The 732-nt window shown below is 42.3% G+C and carries 1 protein-coding gene; it reads right to left on the bottom strand.

Annotation, left to right across the window (positions count from 1 at the left end; genetic code table 11):
* Positions 1-732: IS3 family transposase (locus O0V13_RS21485; RefSeq protein ID WP_268037069.1), on the bottom strand; the 732-nt coding region annotated here is incomplete at both ends.

The following is a 732-nucleotide window of genomic DNA, read 5'->3' as shown; positions in this document are numbered from 1 at the left end:
TTTGTGCATTGTCTCTGGAGTATTCATCCAACAGCTCCAGTGGGGTCTTTCATGGTTATAAATAGCAATGGATTGATTGATCAGTTTTTGCATCAATGACTGGTCATTGATCAATATTCCCTGAATAAATTCTTGTTTAAGGATTCCATTTACTCTTTCTGCTATAGCGTTCTGGTATGGGTCGTAGCTTTCGGTCATGCTGCATCTGATTCGGGATTTGGCAAGTAATTTCTGGTAGTCATCACAACAATATTGTAAGCCTCTGTCAGAATGATGGATCAGTTTGGTTTCGGGATATCGGCGGTGTTTGATAGCTTTTTTCAGCGCATTTATCGCTCCTGATGCATGGAGGCTTTTAGAAACATCGAACCCCATGATTTTCTTAGAATAGGCATCCGTGACCAGAGCTAAATACAGCGGGTTTTGCCTGTTTCCAATATAGGTTATATCCGAGACCCAGACCTGTTCCGGTCTTTCAATTGCCATTCCTTCAATCAGATTTTTGTGTTTTCTGAAACGATGATGCGAATTGGTCGTGATGTGATACTGCCTTTTGGGAACAATTTGTAAATGATTGGATTTCATGATCTTAAAAAGCCTGTCTCTGCCAATTCCAAGCTCTCGAAGCTCGGCCTGTAGCATATGGTATAACTTGCGTGTACCGATTCTGGGCTGCCTCATTCGCACTTTCTCAACCATCGACACCACCTGGGCAGCCTTTTCTTGTTTGTG

It is taken from the genome of Algoriphagus sp. PAP.12 (genome assembly GCF_026652115.1).
GTDB lineage: Bacteria > Bacteroidota > Bacteroidia > Cytophagales > Cyclobacteriaceae > Algoriphagus.
Note: the sequence above shows the minus strand (reverse complement) of the source record. Positions and strands in the feature narration are given on the sequence as shown.